The sequence below is a fragment of the Stenotrophomonas sp. 116085_Sma genome (assembly GCF_056479585.1).
This window is the reverse complement of the sequence record NZ_CM151057.1, coordinates 2,677,693-2,692,233: the sequence shown is the minus strand read 5'-3', so window position 1 is coordinate 2,692,233 and position 14,541 is coordinate 2,677,693. Positions and strand designations below refer to the sequence as shown.

The following is a 14,541-nucleotide window of genomic DNA, read 5'->3' as shown; positions in this document are numbered from 1 at the left end:
ATGGCGTATGTCACGTTTGTGGCCGATCCTTTGCGAGGCAAGGGCTGGCGGGTCGCCGGTCCTGTTCAGAGTGGAAGTATGCCCGGGGAAGTATGTATAATTTGTGCATACTCTGGAGGGCCTACCGATGGAAGCCACTGTTGCAGAACGCGGACAGATCACCCTGCCCAAGGCGGTGCGTGATGCCCTCGGCCTGACCAAGGGCACGCTGCTGAAGGTCGAGCTGGACGGCAGCCGCATCATCCTGCGCAAGAGTGTTGACGATGCCATTTCACGGGCGCGCGGCAAGTTCGCGCTGGACGGCTTCGAATCGTCCGACGCAGCGGTACGCGCGGTGCGTGACGAGGAGTAAGCCGTGATGATCGCCGTCGATTCGCCGGTGCTGGTCGAGCTGCTCAGCAATGGCCCGCAGGCCGATGCAGTGGAAGCCATCCTCCGGCAGAGCCTGGTCGGTGGCCGCGTGGTGGTGTGTGGTGCGACGCTGGCCGAGGTCTGCGCATCGCTGCGCGGCGGCGCCGAGGTGCTCGAAGCGCTGGAAGAAATGGGCGTGCACTTCAACCCGATGGAAGCCAAGTCGGCGTTGCGCGCCGGCGAGATGCACCGCCGCCACCGCCAGCGCAGTGGCAGCCGCCGCAGCCTGGACGAATTCATGGTCGGCGCCCACGCACTGCTGCAGTGCGATGGCCTGATCACCTGGAACGATACGTTTTACCGCGACTACTTCAAGGGCCTGAAGCTGATCGTGCCGCACGCCTGAGCCCACTTTTTTTCAACCTACGCATTACCCGGGAGTTGTCATGTTGGAAGCCTACCGCCACCACGTCGCCGAGCGCGCTGCGCTTGGCATCCCGCCGCTGCCGCTGAGCGCGCAGCAGACGGCCGATGTCATCGAACTGCTGAAGAACCCGCCGCAGGGCGAGGCCGAGTTCCTGCTCGACCTGCTGACCCACCGCGTGCCGGCCGGCGTCGATGACGCAGCCAAGGTCAAGGCCTCGTACCTGGCCGCGATCGCCCTGGGCAGCGAGCAGAACCCGCTGATCAGCCGCGAGCGCGCCACCGAACTGCTGGGCACCATGCTCGGCGGTTACAACGTCGCCCCGCTGGTGCAGCTGCTGGACGACGCCAGCGTCGGCACCATCGCCGCCAACGGCCTGAAGAAGACCCTGCTGGTGTTCGATGCGTTCCACGACGTGCAGGAAAGGGCCAAGGCCGGCAACGCCAACGCCCAGGCCGTGCTGCAGAGCTGGGCCGATGCCGAGTGGTTCACCAGCAACCCGGAAGTGCCGCAGAGCCTGACCGTCACCGTGTTCAAGGTGCCGGGCGAGACCAACACCGACGACCTGTCGCCGGCGCCGGACGCGACCACCCGCCCGGACATTCCGATGCACGCCCTGGCGATGCTGAAGAACAAGCGCGACGATGCGCCGTTCACCCCGGAAGAAGACGGCAAGCGCGGTCCGATCCAGCAGATCCTCGACCTGAAGGACAAGGGCCACCTGGTCGCCTACGTCGGCGACGTGGTCGGTACCGGTTCCTCGCGCAAGTCGGCCACCAACAGCGTGCTGTGGTGGACCGGTGATGACATTCCGTTCATCCCGAACAAGCGCGCCGGCGGCGTCTGCCTGGGTTCGAAGATCGCCCCGATCTTCTACAACACCATGGAAGATGCCGGCGCACTGCCGATCGAGCTGGACGTGTCGAAGATGGAGCACGGCGATGTGGTCGAGCTGCGTCCGTACGAAGGCAAGGCGCTGAAGAACGGTGAAGTGATCGCCGAGTTCCAGGTCAAGTCCGACGTGCTGTTCGACGAAGTGCGCGCCGGTGGCCGCATTCCGCTGATCATCGGCCGTGGCCTGACCGGCAAGGCGCGTGAGGCGCTGGGCCTGGCCCCGACCGACCTGTTCCGCCTGCCGGTGCAGCCGGCCGACAACGGCAAGGGCTTCTCGCTGGCGCAGAAGATGGTCGGCCGCGCCTGTGGCCTGCCGGAAGGCCAGGGCATGCGCCCGGGCACCTACTGCGAACCGAAGATGACTTCGGTCGGCTCGCAGGACACCACCGGCCCGATGACCCGTGACGAGCTGAAGGACCTGGCCTGCCTGGGCTTCTCGGCCGACCTGGTGATGCAGTCGTTCTGCCACACCGCCGCTTACCCGAAGCCGGTGGACGTCAAGACCCACCACACCCTGCCGGAGTTCATCTCCACCCGTGGCGGCGTTTCGCTGCGCCCGGGCGACGGCGTGATCCACAGCTGGCTCAACCGCATGCTGCTGCCGGACACCGTCGGTACTGGTGGTGACTCGCACACCCGTTTCCCGGTGGGCATTTCGTTCCCGGCCGGCTCGGGCCTGGTCGCCTTCGCTGCGGCCACCGGCGTCATGCCGCTGGACATGCCGGAATCGGTGCTGGTGCGCTTCAAGGGCAAGATGCAGCCGGGCGTGACCCTGCGTGACCTGGTCAACGCGATCCCGCTGTACGCGATCAAGTCGGGTTTGCTGACCGTGGCCAAGGCTGGCAAGAAGAACATCTTCTCCGGCCGCATCCTGGAAATCGAAGGCCTGCCGGAGCTGAAGGTCGAGCAGGCGTTCGAGCTGTCCGACGCCTCGGCCGAGCGTTCGGCCGCCGGTTGCTCGGTGCGCCTGAACAAGGAACCGATCATCGAGTACCTGACCAGCAACATCACCCTGCTGAAGTGGATGATTGCCGAGGGTTACCAGGATCCGCGCTCGCTGCAGCGTCGTATCGAGAAGATGGAAGCGTGGCTGGCCAACCCGCAGCTGCTGGAGCCGGATGCCGACGCCGAATACGCTGCCGTCATCGAGATCGACCTGGCCGACATCCACGAGCCGATCGTGGCCTGCCCGAACGACCCGGACGACGTGAAGACCCTGTCCGAAGTCGCCGGCGCCAAGATCGACGAAGTGTTCATCGGTTCGTGCATGACCAACATCGGTCATTTCCGCGCCGCTGCGAAGTTGCTGGAAGGCAAGCGTGACCTGCCGACCCGCCTGTGGGTGGCCCCGCCGACCAAGATGGATGCCTCGGAGCTGACCAAGGAAGGCGTGTACGGCACCTTCGGCGCCACCGGCGCACGCATGGAAATGCCGGGCTGCTCGCTGTGCATGGGCAACCAGGCGCAGATCCGCGAAGGTTCCACCGCGATGTCGACCTCGACCCGCAACTTCCCGAACCGCCTGGGCCGCAACACCAACGTGTACCTGGGTTCGGCCGAACTGGCGGCGATCTGCTCGCGCCTGGGCCGCATCCCGACCAAGGAGGAGTACATGGCGGACATCGGCGTGATCAACGCCAATGGTGCGGAGATCTACCGCTACATGAACTTCGACCAGATCGAGGAATATCAGGACGTGGCCAAGACGGTCGCTGCCTGATGCGGTAGTGCCGGCCGCTGGCTGGCGGCCCCGTTGAAACGAAGAACCCCCGGTGAGAGCCGGGGTTTTTTTGTGGACAGGGCACTTTCGGACAAATTGTATGTCTCTGGCGACGCATGGCGCCTACCGTGGATGCCCACCATTCGGGTCTTGCCTGAGATGCGCCATTCATTTCTGCTGACGACTCCCAGCCCTGCCCATCGCCGCAGCGTCATCACCCAAGCCTTCGGGGCTCTGCTGGCCTCCGTACTTCTGACCATAGCGCCATCGGTCGGCGCAACTCCGGCGTCTGCGATGCCGCTGTCTATCAAGCCGCCGCCCCGTCTCGACAGGACTACACGCCACAGCCTCTGTCATGAGGGTCGCTGCGTGGTGCTGGATGGCACGGGCCGGCAACTGGTCGAGCATCGGGGAATGCAATACCTCCGCCCCTTCAAAAATGGGGTGGCGGTCTTCGAAAGGGGGGAGAACAGGGGCGTCATGAATTCAGAAGGGCGTATCGTCCTTGAAGCGCATTACGACTCGGTTGAGGTACATGGCAACGGGATGATCGAAGCCAAGGTATTGCTGCGGAGCCCGCCCAAGGCGTACACGCGAATCGACTTCTTCAATGCACGAGGCCGATTGGTGCGTCGGTTTGAGGAGAAAGGCGAGATCGATCTCCTGCGCTCGGCGTCCTGGGCAGGAAACCCGGCTGTAGAACTCTGCAACAGTGAAAAGCGGCGCTGCAGGACCCACTTCCTTGACGCAAAGGGCAGGTCCGGTCCCGTTTTCAGTGTCTTTGGTAGCTTTGGTCCCGTGGGTCATGAGGGGGAAGTGGCCATCGCTTCGCGCGATGGTGTCCACTTTGGCCTGGTTGATCGATCACTGGCAGGCATAGGGCGCCAGGACTACGATCAGATGACCTTCAACAGTTCGGGTTTCGCGCTCGCCACCCAGGGCGGGAACGACACGGTGCTGGATCCCCACGGGGTGCAAGTGGCGCCCATGGGTCGATATCGGTTCAAGTTTGGTCGGGGTGGGTACCTGCTTTCTGCGGTAGCCGAAGACGGCCAGTGCCTGCATTTCACGCGCGCGGGTTTGATGTTTCCGACGCCTGCAGGCCACTGTATGAAGACAGATGAGTTCGCTGAACGAGTGGGGTATGTAATCTTCAGTTCGGAAGATGATGAATACGTTGTAGGCCTGGATGGGTCGCTGCGCTCCCTGCAACGCGCTGCAGGCCTGCATCCGTTGAACCGCAGGATCGTCGAGTATCAAAAGCCCGGCGAAGCGGGGGTGCGTTTCATGATGCTGGAAGATGGCAGCATCTCGTCTTCCCTGTACTACCGACTTGCGCCTTTTCAAACCGCGGAAGGGCTGGATGACCAACTGCTGTTGGCCCAAGCCGATGGAGGATGGGGTGTAATAGATGCTACGGGTGCTTGGCTGATTCCTCCTCGCTACCGTCGAATAAGACCATTGGGTCCGAATCTGGTCGCGGCATTCGAACGGCCGGGATATGACCCCGGTTATCACATACTCGATCTGCGTGGCAATGCGGTGGCTGATTTCACGCTGCATGATCCCTTGCCGGATTTTTTGGCGGATGGAACAAGAGTCTATGCGCTCTCACTACGTGGCCGTTGGGGTCTTCTGGATGAGTCGGGGCGGTGGAGGCTGGCGCCCCGCTACGGCTACGTGAATGTTTCGAAAGGCCTGGTTTCCGTGCGTGAGCGAAACAGTGCCGGTGATATTACGGTTAATTTTCTTGACCCGGACACAGAAACGACGCTGTTCGAACAGGGATTTCTATCGATTCATTCTCGACCGGATGGTCTGTTTGAGACGTTGAAGACAGATCAGACCTTGGAGCTGATCAAGCTTGACGGGACCGTTCTGGGGCGTCTGCATCCTCGTCCCAGCCAATAGTCGGACCATTGACTGCTTGGTATGGCTGGAGCCTGGTGCGATCCAAATGGAAGATCTGGGCGTGTTGGAAACAACGCAACGCTCAGGCTTCCGGCGCTACTGCACGGTCCAGTCTGCGCTGCCTTCCAGCCGACGGCCGCCGATCAGCACGTTGCCGCTCTTACCGGAGACATCCATCTCGAACCAAGGCAGTCCATCACGGTCAAGTGGACGCACGTAGGACTGGCGCTTTGCACGGTTGAATTCGATGTAGTAGCGGCGATGCACGTTGGGGTACGGCGGGATAGACGGGCCTTTCCAGCTGACGCTTACCGCGCCGGGATCTTCGCGACCCACCAGCATCAGCATGAAGAACACATCACCCTGCTTGGCCTCGAAGTAGAACAGATCGCCACTGGCGCTGGCGGGTGCCAGTGGCAATGAAAGCAGTACGGCCGCCAGGGCGGCCTTCCATATGCCTTTGATCATGTGCAGCATTCCTTGTGCAATACCGCTATCAAAGCACACATGCGGGTAGCGCGTTGAAACGAAGAACCCCGATGAAAGCCGGCACCTTTTCTTGTTGCATGATGGCCTGTAGCGCCGAGTCCATGCTTGGCTGCTGTTCGTGCGATGCGCGATGAGTCGAGCGCGGCTCGACTCTACAAAGGCATCCACGCATGGCGTGGATCTACTGCCCGCGGAGTCCTTGAGCCGGGGCGCGCTATCAGCCGCGAGCGAGCGCCAGCAGCCGCTCGGCAATCCGTTCCAGCGGCACCTGTTCCTCAGCGGCGCCGAGTTTGAACGCGGCGCCGGGCATGCCCCAGACCACGCTGGTGGCCTCGTCCTGGACCAGCGTCGGTGCGCCGGCCTGGCGCATTTCCAGCAGGCCGCGCGCGCCGTCATCGCCCATGCCGGTGAGGATGGCACCGATCGCGTTGCCGCCGGCATTCTGCGCGACCGAACGGAACAGCACGTCGACCGCAGGCTTGTGCCGGTTCACCGCCGGGCCATCGTCGACGCGGCAGCGCCAGCGCGCACCGTCGCGGATGATGCGCAGGTGCTTGCCACCCGGCGGCAGGTAGGCATGGCCGGGAAGCACGGCTTCACCATCGCTGGCCTCGCGCACGGCCATCGCCGAGTGCCGATCCAGTCGCTCGGCGAAGGCGCTGCTGAAGCTGGCGGGCAGGTGCTGGGTCATCACCACGGCGGGAGCATCGGCAGGCATGCCTTCCAGCACAACGCGCAGCGCTTCGGTGCCGCCGGCCGAAGAACCAATCGCGATCAGGCGGTCGGTGGTGCGGAACTGCGGCGCAGCCGGGCGCATTGCAGGAGCTGCTTCGAGCAGGAGTTTCGGAGCGGCCGCACGCACCAGCGGGCGGACGCGCGAGCGCGCCGCCATCTTGACCTTGGCGATGATCTCATCGGCGTAGGCCTGCAGGCCGCGTGCGACGTCCAGCTTGGGCTTGGAGACGAAGTCCACCGCGCCCAGTGCCAGCGCCTGCAGCGTGGTGTCGGCGCCGCGTTCGGTCAGCGAAGAAATCATCACCACCGGCAGCGGGTGCAGCCGCATCAGGTTTTCCAGGAACGCCAGGCCGTCCATGCGCGGCATCTCCACGTCAAGCGTGATCACGTCCGGGGCCAGGCGCTTGATCTTCTCACGCGCCAGCAGCGGATCTGCGGCGGTGCCGACCACGTCGATGGCCGGGTCGCTGGACAGGATTTCCGTGAGCATCTGCCGCACGACGGCAGAGTCGTCGACGATCAGGACCCGGCAGGGGGCGTTGCCGGTGAAGGTCATTCGAACAACTCCACGCCGCCGGTGACCGGGGCCTTGGACAGACGTGCACGCACGGCAGATTCGGTGGCAGCCACTTCGGCTTCGTGGGCATGCGGCAGGCGCTGCACCACCACGCGGCCGGTATCGGCGAAGAACCAGATCTTGCGCGGATGGATGCCGCACAGGTCCTCGGCGATGATCGGGATATGCTCGGCCTGCAGGTACTGGCGCACGAACTCGGCGTTACGGGTACCGACCGGATTGCTGGTGAATCCCTTGAGCACGTTGGCGCCGCCGAACACCTTGGCCTCGATGCGCTTGCGGTGGGCGCCGCGCTTGAGCATGTCGTTGATCAGCAGTTCCATCGCGTAGCTGCCGTAACGCGCGGGCGCGCCGTCGCCGGCATTGCCCTCGGGCAGCAGGAAATGGTTCATGCCACCGATCTTCAGTACCGGGTCCCGCAGGCAGGCCGCCACGCAGGAACCCAGCGTGGTGGTCAGCGCGGTGGTGTCGTCCACCACCAGGTACTGGGTCGGCAGAAGCTTGGCGGCAATGGTCTGGAAGCGCGCATCCTGGTAGCGCATCACATCGTCGGTACGCAGCGAGGCGTTCATGCACCGGCCTTTGCCGCGCGGCGGTACAGGGTGCGGCCACAGGGCTGGATCAGGTCGGCGGCGTGCAGGTAGTTCTCCGAGTGTCCGGTGTAAAGCAGGCCGTCATCGGCCAGCTGCTGTACCAGGCGGCCGAGGATCGCGCGCTGGGTTGGCTTGTCGAAGTAGATCATCACGTTGCGGCAGAACAACGCATCGAACGGGCCGCCGACGTCGTAGCGCGGGGCAAGCAGGTTCAGTGGGCGGAACTCGATCAGCTCGCGCAGTGCCGGCAGCACGCGGCACTGGCCCTCGTTGGGGCCGCTGCCGCGCTGGAAGTAGCGCCGGCGCAGGTCCGGGTCGAGGTTGGTGACGCGGTCGATGTTGTAGACGCCACGGCCGGCGGTGGCCAGCACCTGGGTATCGACGTCGGTGGCGATGATGCGTACCGGCGGCTTCAGGGTGCCGAAGGCCTCGCAGGCGGTGATCGCCATCGAATAGGGCTCTTCACCGGTGGACGCCGCGCACGACCACAGCAGCAGCGGCGTGCGGCCGGAGCGCTGCTGCAGCTCTTCGCGCAGCTTGTCGAAGTGGTGCGGCTCGCGGAAGAACGAGGTCAGGTTGGTGGTCAGGGCGTTGGTGAACGCCTGCCACTCGTCGCCGTCTTCCTGCTCCAGATGGTCCAGGTACTGCTGGAAGCTGCGCATGCCCAGCGTGCGCAGGCGGCGAGAGAGGCGGCCATACACCATGTCGCGCTTTGCCGGCGCCAGGGCGATGCCCACGCGCTGGTAGATCAGGTCGCAGACGCGGCGGAAATCACGGTCGGCGAACTCGAATTCGCGCGGGCCGGTGACGATGGGAGTGGGACTTTGCACGGGGGACGTGTCCATCGGCGAGGGCGGTGGCCGAAGCCACCGCGGGTGGGTCTCAGAATTCCTGCCAGTCGCTGTCGCTGGCCACGAAGGTACTGGCGTTGCTGCTGCGGCGGACCGGCGCGGGCGTGCTGGTCGGCTGCGGACGGGCCACGGTGGTGACGCGCGCCGGTTCCACGCGTTCCGCCACAGCCTTCACTGCGGCGGAAACCTGGTTGTCGAGGCGGAAGATCGCCACGGCGTCGGCCAGCTGCGCGGCCTGGTCTTCCATCGCACGTGCGGCGGCCGTGGCTTCCTCCACCAGCGCGGCGTTCTGCTGGGTGGTTTCGTCCATCTGCACCACAGTCTGGTTGACCTGCTCGATACCAGCGCTCTGTTCCTGCGACGCGGCGGAGATCTCGGCCATGATGTCGGTGACGCGCTGGACCGAGGCGACGATCTCGCCCATGGTGCTGCCGGCCTGGTGCACAAGGCTGGAGCCCTCGGCGACCTTGCCGACCGAATCGTCGATCAGGCCCTTGATCTCCTTGGCGGCGGCAGCGGAGCGCTGGGCGAGGGTGCGCACCTCGCTGGCAACCACGGCAAAGCCACGGCCCTGTTCACCGGCGCGGGCGGCTTCCACCGCGGCGTTCAACGCCAGGATGTTGGTCTGGAACGCGATGCCGTCGATGACCGAGATGATCTCGGCAATCTTCTTCGACGAGGCTTCGATGGCCGACATGGTGGTGACCACCTGGCCGACCACGTCGCCACCCTGCGAGGCGACACCATGCGCACCGATGGCGAGCTGGTTGGCCTGGCGCGCGTGTTCGGCGTTCTGGCGCACGGTGGAGGTCAGCTCCTCCATCGAGGCAGCGGTTTCTTCCAGGTTGGCGGCCTGCTGCTCGGTGCGGCGCGACAGGTCGCTGTTGCCGGAGGCGATCTCGCCGGCGGCCAGGGTGATGCTGGAGGCGCTGGCCTGGATCTGGCCGACGATCTGGGTCAGCTGCGCAACGGTGGTGTTGGCGTCGTCGCGCATGCGGGCGAACACGCCCTGGTAATCGCCGTGCATGCGCGCGGTCAGGTCACCTTCGGCAATCGCCGACAGCAGCTGCGAGAGCTTGCCGAGGTTGTCATCGCTGACCGCCATCATCGCGTTGAGGTTTTCCAGCATCAGGCGGAAATCGTGATCGAAGCGCTGCGCGTCGCCACGACGGCTGAAGTCGCCGGCAGCGGCGGCACTGGCCAGTTGCTTGATTTCGGCGTTGATGCGGCCGAGGTTGGCCTTGACGGTGTCGACGGTGGTGGTCATCGCCGCCTTTTCGCCGGGGTAGCGGGCGATGTCGCGGCTCAGGTCGCCGACCGCATACTGCTGTACCACGTCCAGCACGTCATGCAGGGTCTGCACGTGGCTGCCGACCAGGGTATTGGTCTCCTGCACCATCAACCCATACTCGCCGGGGAAGACACTGGCGTCGATGCGGTAGCTCAGTTCGCCGGCATCGTGACGGCGGGCCATTTCGCGCTGGCCGCCGATCACCGCGTGCAGCTGCTGCTGCATGCCGGACATGGCTTCAAGCAGGCGGCCGGGTTCGTCATGCGCCTGCGGACCGATGTGGCTGTCCAGCTTGCCATTGGCAATGCCTTCGGCGACGGCGGTGGCCTGCTTCAGCGGGCGCGCGATGCGGTTGCCGATGACCCAGCTCAGGGCGAGGACGATCAACACCAGGACGCCACCGGAGACTGCCATGATGGCGGTGAACACCAGCGCCTGCTGCTGCACGTCGTCCATGTAGACGCCGCTGCTGACCACCCAGTTCCAGGGCGCGAACAGGCCGGCGTAGGCGACCTTCTCGACCTCGCCCTTGCTGCCAGGCTTGGCCCAGCGATAGTTGACGAAGCCGCCGCCGGCCCTGGCCGCTTCGACCTGGTCGTAATAGATGCGCACGCCGTCGTCGGTGCGGAAGTCCTTCATGTCCTTGCCGACCAGGTCCTTCCGGAACGGGTGCATCAGCAGGCGGTAGCCGGTGTCGTAGATGTTGAAGTAGTACGTATCGTTCTCGGCACGCATCGATTCCAGCGCCTGCAGCGCGGCGCCCTTGGCGGCGTCCTCGCTGAGCTCGCCGGTGCCGGCCAGGCGATGGTAGTGCTGCAGGATGCCGTAGCTGAGTTCGACCTGGGTCTTCAGTGCGGTCTTGCGGGTCTCGGTGAGGTCCAGGTACTGCATGCGGGCGGCGATCACCGAGAGCGCGATCACGCCGAGCGCGATGAGCAGCGTCAGCAGGTTGAGCTTGCGCCGGACGGAGAGATTGCTGAAGTAGTGTTGCCAGCGATGCAGGAGATTCATCGAGCAGGACCAGGTCGAAACGGGCGGGCGGCGCCGAGCCGGTCAGCGGCGGGATACGCCGTGACAACCCCGTTATCGGCCGCTGGGGCGGGGGATTGAGGTGTTGTGTCCGAACGTATTCAGGTTTCCGTGCAGCGGCGGCTGCGGCGCTGCCTGCGGCAGGCTTTTGAAGCAACAGCAACAGCAACAGCAACAGCAACAGCAACAGCGGTTGGTCGGCGCTGGATTGTCAGTAAGTGGCTGGGCCGGGGTGGGCAGGCAGGACACGCCGTAAACCCCCCTCCGGGGTCCGGCCCAGCCGCTGGCGGCTGTGCGTTCGGGCGCTTGCGAAGCAGTGCTTCGCAAGCAAAGCGCCCTCACCCATGGGGGCTCGATGGCGCCATCCATGGCGCCAACGGTCCTGCCTTCCCACCCCGGCCCAGCCCTCTCGGCACTTCGGTGTCGGACGGAAAGAGCGTTGGGTTTCCAAGTGGAAAGAGGGGTCAGATCCGTTTTCCTGCGGAAAACGGATCTGACCCCGGAAGTGACCTGGCTTTTGTTTTTTGCTTTTCTTTCTTCAATCCGGGGTGGACGCGCACGAAAACTGTCCGTGGCCGGGAGGGTGGGTTGCGCAGGGGTGTCCGCGGCATGGATGCCGCGGCCAAGCCCCCAGGGACGGGTTCACGGCGTCCCCTGCGCAGCCCACCCTCCCGGCCTAAACGTAGGAAATCCGCCGCTCTCCGCGACCACCCCGAGGGGCTTCGCCGTTGGCTGGAATCCAGATACCCCGTAAACAAAAACGCCCCAGCACAGGGCCAGGGCGTTCTCGTACATCAGGTCAGGCAGGCATCAGAATTCCTGCCAGTCCCCGTCGGCCAGTTCCGTGGCCATCGGGCGACCACCCGCGGTGCGGCGCGCGGGCGGAGCGGCCGGAGCCGGTGCTGCCGGTGCAGCAGCACGCGGGGCCGGGGCAGCAACGCGCGGCGGTGCAACCACGGTATCGGCTTCGTCGACCACGAAGATCGAAACGGCCTCGCTGAGGTGGCCGGCCTGTTCTTCCATCGCCCGGGCGGCGGCGGTGGCTTCTTCCACCAGTGCAGCGTTCTGCTGGGTGGTTTCGTCCATCTGCACCACGGTCTGGTTGACCTGCTCGATGCCGGCACTCTGTTCCTGCGAGGCGGCGGAGATCTCGGCCATGATGTCGGTCACGCGCTGCACCGAGGCAACGATCTCGCCCATGGTCGCGCCGGCCTTGTGCACCAGTGCCGAGCCGTCGTTGACCTTGCCGACCGAATCGTCGATCAGGCCCTTGATCTCCTTGGCGGCGGCGGCCGAGCGCTGGGCGAGGGTGCGCACCTCGCTGGCGACCACGGCAAAGCCACGGCCCTGTTCACCGGCACGCGCGGCTTCCACCGCGGCATTCAGCGCCAGGATGTTGGTCTGGAAGGCGATGCCGTCGATGACCGAGATGATCTCGGCGATCTTCTTCGACGAGGCTTCGATGGCCGACATGGTGGTGACTACCTGGCCGACGACGTCGCCGCCCTGCGAAGCGACACCATGCGCGCCGATGGCGAGCTGGTTGGCCTGACGGGCATGTTCAGCGTTCTGGCGCACGGTGGAGGTCAGTTCCTCCATCGAGGCGGCGGTCTCTTCCAGGTTGGCCGCCTGCTGCTCGGTACGACGCGACAGGTCGCTGTTACCGGAGGCGATTTCGCCGGCGGCCGAGCTGATCGCGCGGCTGGACTGCTTGATGCGGGTGACGATTTCACTCAGCTGCGCGGCGGTGGCGTTGGCGTCGTCGCGCATGCGGGCGAACACGCCCTGGTAATCGCCGTGCATGCGCACGGTCAGGTCACCCTGCGACAGTGCGGCAAGGAGGCCGGAGATCTGTTCGATGCTGCCGGCGTTGGCGTCCAGCAGGCCGTTGATCTGCTGTGCCAGCTGCAGGAAGAAGCCTTCCTTGTCGCTGGCGTCGATGCGGCCGGACAGGTCGCCGGCGGCGGCCTGGGCGATGACGCGCGCCACTTCGGCTTCGACCAGGGCCTCCTGGGTGCGGTCGCGCCATTCCACCACGTAGCCGACGGTGTCGCCGCTTTCATTGCGGATGGTCGACACCACCTGCGCGAACTGGGCGTCGCCGTACTGCATCGGGCGACGGGCGACGCCGTGCGCCTTCAGGTTGCCCAGCAGGGTCTGGTCCATCTCGCCGCGGTGCTCCAGCACGGTGACCGGCTTGCCGATCAGCGAGGCCTGGGCGTCGAAGTCCGGCAGGTCGCGGCGCACTTCGTCCTGGTACTGGCTCAGGGTCTGCTGCAGGGCGCGGTTGCTGTAGACGATGGTGTTGCTGGTATCGGTCAGGTAGACGCCGGTGGAGCTGTAATCCAGCGCGGTACGGATGCGCAGGTTCTCGCGGGCGACGGCCTGGTCGGTTTCGATGCGCTCGCGCAGGTCGCGCTGCATGCGCTGCATGGCCTGCATCAGCTCGCCCACTTCGTCCTGGCGGCTGACGTCGATGTGGCCATCGAGCTTGCCGCCGGCGACGTCGTTGGCAACCGAAACGGCACCACGCACGCTGCCGACCAGAGCACGGGCGAACAGCCAGACCAGCACCAGGCCGAGTGCGGCGCCGCCCAGCAGGGCAATCACGGTCAGCACGGCCGAGGCGGAATAGGTGGACGCGGCCTCTTCGCGCGAGGCGCGGGCGAGGCGGTTGTCTTCGGCGATCAGCGCTTCCAGCGCCGAAGCCGCCTTGCGGTGCTTGGTGCGGGTCTCGCCCACGAAGGTATCGATGGCATCGTCCGGCAGGTCCAGCTCCAGCATCTCGGTGACGCTGTCATAGGAGGCCAGGGCGTCCTTCCATTCCTTGGCGAAGGTATCGAACAGCTTCTTCTGCTGCGGGTTGTCGACCAGCTTCGGGTAGTCCTTGATCGACGTGTCCATGCTGGTGCGCAGGTCGACGGCCTGCTTGCGCGCGTCGGCCTTGACGTCATCGCTGGCGCGGATCAGCTGCTGGTAGGCGGCATTGCGGTACTCGCCCAGCATGCCGCGCATCTCGCCGGCCATGCGGATGCTTTCCATGCGCGAACCGGCCAACTCGGTGGTGACGTTGTTCAGCGAATGCAGTCCGCGATAGGCGACGATGCCCTGCAGCAGCATCACCAGCAGGAGGACACCGAAGGTCAACAGCAGCTTCGGCATCAGTTTCAGGTTGTTGATCCACGGCATGGGCGTTGCGATCTCCTAAGGCAGACGCGTCCGGGCGTCGGGCCCGGTTGCAGCAGAAACCACGCCGGCACAAGCTCCGGCGTGGTTCGACGGACAGCGGATTACTTGATGTTGGCCAGCTTCAGGCCCGCCGGCGAACTGACTTCGATTTCCGCGCGCGAGGCGTCGCGCTGGATCTTGCCGATCACGCACACGGTCTTGCCTTCCAGGGTTTCCAGCGGGAAGGAGAACTTGCCGCGGTTCTCGCCGGCGATGCGCGCCGAGAAGGTGTGGCGCGGGAAGGCGCCGCCCATGTACAGGAAGGTCGGCTGGCCTTCGGAACCTTCTGCGTAACGGGCCTTTTCGACCTTGCCACAGACCATGCCGTCCTTGCCGACCGAACGCGGGGCCAGTTCCGGCGGGATCATGTCGGCCGCCTGGGCGAACGCGGAGGAAGCGGTGGTGGCCAGGACAGCGGCCGAAACGAACGCAAGCAGGGACTTCATCG

Annotated in this window: 11 protein-coding genes; 4 read left to right on the top strand and 7 right to left on the bottom strand. The window is 65.2% G+C overall.

Translation table 11 applies throughout. The annotated features are described in order from the left end of the window. Positions 1-127: 127 nt before the first annotated feature. The 4 genes from ACZK0Z_RS12655 to ACZK0Z_RS12640 all read left to right on the top strand — a co-directional run bounded on the left by ACZK0Z_RS12655 (position 128) and on the right by ACZK0Z_RS12640 (position 5,300). Entirely contained in the window at positions 128-352 is a 225-nt protein-coding gene (locus ACZK0Z_RS12655; RefSeq protein ID WP_005409505.1) for an AbrB/MazE/SpoVT family DNA-binding domain-containing protein, read from the top strand. Positions 353-358: 6 nt separating this feature from the next. Further along, the gene (locus tag ACZK0Z_RS12650; RefSeq protein ID WP_010482492.1) at positions 359-757 is read left to right on the top strand and encodes a type II toxin-antitoxin system VapC family toxin; all 399 of its coding nucleotides are present in this window, start codon (positions 359-361) and stop codon (positions 755-757) included. A 40-nt stretch (positions 758-797) separates the two neighbouring features. Next, positions 798-3,389: a bifunctional aconitate hydratase 2/2-methylisocitrate dehydratase gene (acnB, locus tag ACZK0Z_RS12645; RefSeq protein WP_197633679.1), complete on the top strand. Its 2,592-nt coding sequence runs from the start codon at positions 798-800 to the stop codon at positions 3,387-3,389. A gap of 159 nt (positions 3,390-3,548) precedes the next feature. Beyond that, positions 3,549-5,300 carry a WG repeat-containing protein gene (locus ACZK0Z_RS12640; RefSeq protein ID WP_414489376.1) on the top strand — a complete coding sequence of 584 codons (1,752 nt, stop codon included), beginning with the start codon at positions 3,549-3,551 and terminating at the stop codon, positions 5,298-5,300. Positions 5,301-5,396: 96 nt separating this feature from the next. Here ACZK0Z_RS12640 and ACZK0Z_RS12635 read toward each other — a convergent pair whose 3' ends face one another. The 7 genes from ACZK0Z_RS12635 to ACZK0Z_RS12605 all read right to left on the bottom strand — a co-directional run bounded on the left by ACZK0Z_RS12635 (position 5,397) and on the right by ACZK0Z_RS12605 (position 14,539). Next, entirely contained in the window at positions 5,397-5,768 is a 372-nt protein-coding gene (locus tag ACZK0Z_RS12635; RefSeq protein ID WP_049431160.1) for a hypothetical protein, read from the bottom strand. A 238-nt stretch (positions 5,769-6,006) separates the two neighbouring features. Next, complete coding sequence (locus ACZK0Z_RS12630) at positions 6,007-7,080, bottom strand: chemotaxis-specific protein-glutamate methyltransferase CheB (protein ID WP_197633677.1); 1,074 nt, start codon at positions 7,078-7,080, stop codon at positions 6,007-6,009. Beyond that, on the bottom strand, positions 7,077-7,673 hold the full coding sequence (cheD, locus tag ACZK0Z_RS12625; RefSeq protein WP_014037083.1) for a chemoreceptor glutamine deamidase CheD: 597 nt from the start codon (positions 7,671-7,673) through the stop codon (positions 7,077-7,079). The genes ACZK0Z_RS12630 and cheD overlap by 4 nt, the downstream gene beginning before the upstream one ends. After that, on the bottom strand, positions 7,670-8,539 hold the full coding sequence (locus ACZK0Z_RS12620) for a CheR family methyltransferase (protein WP_197633676.1): 870 nt from the start codon (positions 8,537-8,539) through the stop codon (positions 7,670-7,672). Before ACZK0Z_RS12620 ends, cheD begins: the two co-directional genes overlap by 4 nt. Positions 8,540-8,576: 37 nt before the next feature. Next, positions 8,577-10,847 (bottom strand): methyl-accepting chemotaxis protein, encoded by a 2,271-nt coding sequence (locus tag ACZK0Z_RS12615; protein ID WP_100443531.1) that lies wholly within the window; start codon positions 10,845-10,847, stop codon positions 8,577-8,579. Positions 10,848-11,675: 828 nt separating this feature from the next. Further along, positions 11,676-14,054, bottom strand: coding sequence for a methyl-accepting chemotaxis protein (locus tag ACZK0Z_RS12610; RefSeq protein WP_100443530.1), 2,379 nt, complete (start codon positions 14,052-14,054; stop codon positions 11,676-11,678). A 101-nt stretch (positions 14,055-14,155) separates the two neighbouring features. Then, entirely contained in the window at positions 14,156-14,539 is a 384-nt protein-coding gene (locus ACZK0Z_RS12605) for a hypothetical protein (protein ID WP_005409515.1), read from the bottom strand. Between the last annotated feature and the right edge of the window lie 2 nt (positions 14,540-14,541).

Excerpts from the sequence above, each read along its gene's own strand:
- ACZK0Z_RS12655 (WP_005409505.1), top strand. The coding sequence starts at position 128 with ATGGAAGCCACTGTTGCAGAACGCGGACAGATCACCCTGCCCAAGGCG.
- ACZK0Z_RS12630 (WP_197633677.1), bottom strand. The coding sequence starts at position 7,080 with ATGACCTTCACCGGCAACGCCCCCTGCCGGGTCCTGATCGTCGACGAC.
- ACZK0Z_RS12610 (WP_100443530.1), bottom strand. The coding sequence starts at position 14,054 with ATGCCGTGGATCAACAACCTGAAACTGATGCCGAAGCTGCTGTTGACC.
- ACZK0Z_RS12635 (WP_049431160.1), bottom strand. The coding sequence starts at position 5,768 with ATGATCAAAGGCATATGGAAGGCCGCCCTGGCGGCCGTACTGCTTTCA.
- acnB (WP_197633679.1), top strand. The coding sequence starts at position 798 with ATGTTGGAAGCCTACCGCCACCACGTCGCCGAGCGCGCTGCGCTTGGC.
- ACZK0Z_RS12650 (WP_010482492.1), top strand. The coding sequence starts at position 359 with ATGATCGCCGTCGATTCGCCGGTGCTGGTCGAGCTGCTCAGCAATGGC.
- ACZK0Z_RS12640 (WP_414489376.1), top strand. The coding sequence starts at position 3,549 with ATGCGCCATTCATTTCTGCTGACGACTCCCAGCCCTGCCCATCGCCGC.
- ACZK0Z_RS12620 (WP_197633676.1), bottom strand. The coding sequence starts at position 8,539 with ATGGACACGTCCCCCGTGCAAAGTCCCACTCCCATCGTCACCGGCCCG.
- cheD (WP_014037083.1), bottom strand. The coding sequence starts at position 7,673 with ATGAACGCCTCGCTGCGTACCGACGATGTGATGCGCTACCAGGATGCG.
- ACZK0Z_RS12605 (WP_005409515.1), bottom strand. The coding sequence starts at position 14,539 with ATGAAGTCCCTGCTTGCGTTCGTTTCGGCCGCTGTCCTGGCCACCACC.
- ACZK0Z_RS12615 (WP_100443531.1), bottom strand. The coding sequence starts at position 10,847 with ATGAATCTCCTGCATCGCTGGCAACACTACTTCAGCAATCTCTCCGTC.